Source organism: Streptomyces sp., assembly GCF_035563135.1.
Lineage (GTDB): Bacteria > Actinomycetota > Actinomycetes > Streptomycetales > Streptomycetaceae > Streptomyces.
On sequence record NZ_DATMVN010000466.1, the window covers coordinates 1 to 4,340 of the forward strand.

Consider the following 4,340-nt stretch of genomic DNA (forward strand, 5'->3'; position numbering starts at 1 on the left):
AGGGGCCGCTCGGCCGGCGCGGCACGGCGTGCCGGGTCCTTCCAGGGCCCAGCGTGGTTGAGATCCGGTGGCCGTAAACGGGTTCGTGAGCACCGCTTGAAGTGCGGTATTGTTCTCATGCGCGTTCAGCCAGGGGGAAACCCCAGGTCAGACGGGCAGCGGGACGTGGCGCAGCTTGGTAGCGCACTTGACTGGGGGTCAAGGGGTCGCAGGTTCAAATCCTGTCGTCCCGACTCGTGAGAGTCGCAGATCAGGGCCGGTTTCGGAGACATCCGAGACCGGCCCTTGATCATTCTTGGGGAACGGTCGGGGACCAGTTCTCTTGTCCCAGGCCAGCGGGTCACGACGATCGGGCCCGGCGGCGAGCGCGGTGCGCGCGACACGCTGAGGTACGCGGAGAGTGCCGCTCCGGCGGCCCTGATCTTGTGTACGTTCGGGTGGAGGCAGCGCTGGATGGTGGTCAGCGATCCGTGGCCGGCGATACCGGGCCGACCGAGCGGTCGCCGCGACGGCACAGCTCCGCCATCCCAGCCCTGAACTCCGGCGTGAACGAACGGCGAGCGCGACGAGGCTTCTCCCCGTGCTCTCCAAGATGGACATCCTCCCGGGGGGCGAGCCCTTGATCTCACATGTCCGTCAAAGCGGAACAAGCCCAGCTCCTCGGCTGCCACAACCAGGTGGCGTACATCCCACGCGTTCGTTCGCGCCCCGGTGCGCGGATCCCGCCCGCGCACACGGGTGTGCGCGGGAGATGCGGGGTGTGCGCCGTACGGGCTGGTGTACGCACCCTCCTGCCAGGCTATGGCCTCCCCGTCCGCGCACCGTCAAGGTGAGACGGCGGGCGAGCTCGTCCCGATGTGCCCAGTCACCTTTCACGATCCGACCAAGGAGTGACGCGTCATGTCCTTCAAAGACCGCTTACGCATACGCACCGCGGCCCTCGGCGTCGCCGGGCTCCTGGCCCTCGGAGCGCCCCTGGCCCTGCCGGCCACCACGGCGGCCGCCGCCGACGGCATCGTCTCCTGCCCGCTGGGGACCCAGAGCACCACGTACACACCAGGCCTGACGTTCGCCACTCCGCCGCCCCAGGTGGACCTCGAGGTCACCGGCACGCTCGGGCTCTGCGTCTCCACCGACCTCAACCACACGGCCGGTACGTACGACTTCACGGGAAGCGGCAACCTGAACTGCCTCACCGGGAGCAGCGCCGGCGTCGGCAGGATCACATGGGCCAACCCCGGCACGCAGCCCTCCGTCTTCACGCAGTCCTACTCCGTCGCGCTGCGCCCCAACGGCACGACGGTCCTGGTGAGCACCGGCCCGATCGTCAGCGGTGACTTCGCGGGACACACCCTCGTCATCACGATCGTCCTCACCAGCACCGACCTCCTGGCCTGTGCCACACCGCAGGGAATGACCAACACCGCCGGACCCTTCCTCGTCACCATTCTCTGACCACGGCCGGAGCCGGCCGCGGCACGCGACTCCGCGCGTCGGTACTCCCGGGGAGGGGCCCGGCGGGCCGGTCGCCGGGCCGTGCGGCTCACTCGGGCTTCCGCCGGGCCGGCCCGGCTGGGCCTCCGGCCGACGGCCACGCACCGCCGCCGGAAGCCGTAAACGGGAAGCGGCAAGCGGCAAGCGGCAAACGAAAGGAAGGTCATCGATCATGAGCGACGACGTCGTGCCCGGTGGGGTCGGCGAGGAGATTCGGATACGCAGCACCCTCACTGCCGAACTCGTGGATTCCATGGCGTCCGACGCGGGAGTGGTCCGTGCCGCCCGGGTCTCCACGCTCGGGCCCGGAGCGCAGGGCGAGGACGGTGGCGACGCGTACGCGGAAGGACTCATCGGCTACCTGATGCGCAGTCGGCACGGAAGCCCTTTCGAGCACAACTCGATGACCTTTCTGGTGCACGCGCCGATTTTCACCATCCGCCATCTGATGCGCCATCGCATGTGGTCCTTCAACGAGGAGAGCGCGCGGTACAGGGAGCTGAGGAACGTCTTCTACCTCCCGGACGGTGAACGCGCGCTGAAGCAGGCGGGCAAGCCCGGCCACTACAGATATGTGCGGGGGACGGAGAAGGACCGCGCACTGCTGAGGGAAGCCGCTGTGGCGGCCTACCGTGTCGCACACCATGAGTACCGGCGCATGCTGGATGCCGGCATCGCGCGCGAGTTGGCCCGTGTGGTACTTCCGGTGGCCACGTACTCCACCGTGTACGCGACGTGCAACGCCCGTTCCCTCATGCACTTCCTCAGTCTGCGCGTCCATGACGAGGAAGCGGCCTACGCGTCCCACCCGCAGCGGGAGATCGAGATGGTCGCGGAGCAGATGGAAGCGGCTTTCGGGCGCCTGATGCCCCTGACCTACGCGGCCTTCGCGGCCCATGGCCGAGTGTCCCCATGACTTTCCCCGGTGGCTGTGGAGACCCGGCGCCGCGCGCAGGGTCATCCGGGAGAACGGGACAGCCTCCGGGCTGCGGACGACGTGGAGGACATGGCGCGGGAGTGGGCAGCACCCCACCCCCGCGACGGAGGAGAGAAGAAGGGAGATGCGATGCCGCAGACCAGGGGAGAACAGGAAGGGACGGCGCCTGTGACGGTCGTCGGCGGTCACGTGCCGGTGATCGATCTGAGCGGGGCGCGTTCCACCGAGGCGTCGGACCGCCGACTGGCCGACGCGATCGACGGAGCCTGCCGCACGAGTGGCTTCCTGGTGATCGTCGGCCACGGTGTTCCCGACGACACGATCACGAGCATGTACCGGGCGACCCGCTCGTTCTTCGCCCTGCCGGGCGAGCGGAAGGCCGCACTTCTGGCGGACCCCGCCGACCCCTTGATGCGGGGGTTCGGACGTGACGGCAGCGTGGCTGCGTCGAGGGAGGGCGCCGAGGCCGAACGGGAACGGGCCCTGCCCGATGTGGCGGAAACCTTCACGATCAACCGGCTCGGTGAGCCCGACGGCTCCCACCTGCTGCCGCCGGACGCCGACCCCGCGCTGCGTACCCCCAATCCGTGGCCCGAACTGCCGGGGTTCACCCAGGCGTACCGGGCCTACTACCGGGCCATGGAGCAGCTCGCCGCCGAGATCATGCGGTTGTTCGCGCTGGCCCTCGGCCTGCCGGAGGACTGGTTCACGGACAAGATCGACCGGCACATGACGAACCTCACCGCGAACTACTACCCTCCGCAACCGCACCCGCCGGCCCCCGGGCAGCTCCGCAAGGGGGTGCACAGCGACTGGGGCAGCTTGACCATCCTCTACCAGGACGAGGGACCGGGGGGTCTCCAGGTCCAGGACAAGGCCGGTCAGTGGCTGGACGTCCCCCGCATCGAGGGCTCGTTCGTCGTGAACATCGGTGACCTGATGGCGATCTGGACCAACGATCGATGGATCAGCACCGTCCACCGCGTCGTCAACCCTCCCCGTGAGCTGGCGTGGACGGAACGCTACTCGGTGCCGTTCTTCCACCAGCCGGCCTACGACGCTCTGATCGAATGCATCCCCACGTGCACCGGTCCGGGGAATCCGCCTCGGTACTCCCCGGTCCGGTCGGGTGACTACATCGTCGACAAGTTCCGGAAGGCCTACGGCTGATGTCCGTGGGCGGCCCCTGCCCGCCTCTTCCCGTCGGCCGTTCCGGTGCCGACACCCACCGGGCCCGGCACGGGCCGGGCCCGGCGCAGGGGCCTGCGAGACCGACCAGAGGTTACGCCGGTGCGGGGGCCTCCATGCCGTTCGTCAAGGTCGCGCTGCCGGTTTCGGGGGCGTCGTTCGCGCGAGGCCCGCCACACGTCACTCACAGGATTTGGTAGTCGGCTTCATCGAATCCAGGGGAGACCACGCACGTGATGAGGGTCTCGGCGGGGCGCAGGGGGAGCGCCGCCTGCCAGGTGCCCCCGGGTACGACGATGTGCAGACGCTCTCCCGCCGCCAGGTCCGGACCCAGGATCCGCGCCTGTGCGGAGGACGGCTTCGCGGCGTCCCCTCCGGTGAGGAAGCGCAGGGCGCCGCCCGCCTGCCACAACCACAATTCGTCGGAACGGACCCGGTGCCAACGGGACTGTTCGGTGGGGCCGAGGACATAGTGCAGAGCGGTCGCGCTCGCCCGGGTGCCCGCGTAGCCGGCGGGTTCCACCGAGACGGACGACGTCCACACCGACTGAGCCCAGCCGCCCTCGGGGTGGGGTACGAGGTCGAGCTGTTCGGCCAGGCCGGAGCGGGCCATGACTTCGCTGTAGGTCCCGGACAAGTCCTGGTAGAGGAACCGGACACGAGGAGGGATGCCAGGCTGTTCCTCCACCACGACCACCGGTTTTCCCGCGTCCGCGAACCG

At 69.2% G+C, this 4,340-nt stretch carries 4 protein-coding genes and 1 tRNA gene; 4 read left to right on the forward strand and 1 reads right to left on the reverse strand.

Going from position 1 to position 4,340, the window contains the following annotated elements; genetic code table 11:
* Positions 1-159 precede the first annotated feature (159 nt).
* The 4 genes from VN520_RS20675 (at position 160) to VN520_RS20690 (ending at position 3,601) form a co-directional block, all read left to right on the forward strand.
* Positions 160-233: transfer RNA gene (locus tag VN520_RS20675), tRNA-Pro, on the forward strand.
* A 667-nt stretch (positions 234-900) separates the two neighbouring features.
* Positions 901-1,455, forward strand: a complete 555-nt coding sequence (locus VN520_RS20680; RefSeq protein WP_325748421.1) for a hypothetical protein — start codon at positions 901-903, stop codon at positions 1,453-1,455.
* 211 nt (positions 1,456-1,666) lie between these two features.
* Positions 1,667-2,410 (forward strand): FAD-dependent thymidylate synthase, encoded by a 744-nt coding sequence (gene thyX, locus VN520_RS20685; protein WP_325748422.1) that lies wholly within the window; start codon positions 1,667-1,669, stop codon positions 2,408-2,410.
* A gap of 150 nt (positions 2,411-2,560) precedes the next feature.
* Positions 2,561-3,601: an isopenicillin N synthase family dioxygenase gene (locus tag VN520_RS20690; RefSeq protein WP_325748423.1), complete on the forward strand. Its 1,041-nt coding sequence runs from the start codon at positions 2,561-2,563 to the stop codon at positions 3,599-3,601.
* A 202-nt stretch (positions 3,602-3,803) separates the two neighbouring features.
* On the opposite strand, the gene VN520_RS20695 is transcribed toward VN520_RS20690, so the two are convergent.
* A partial coding sequence (locus VN520_RS20695; RefSeq protein WP_325748424.1) for a cupin domain-containing protein occupies positions 3,804-4,340 on the reverse strand: 537 nt, incomplete at its 5' end.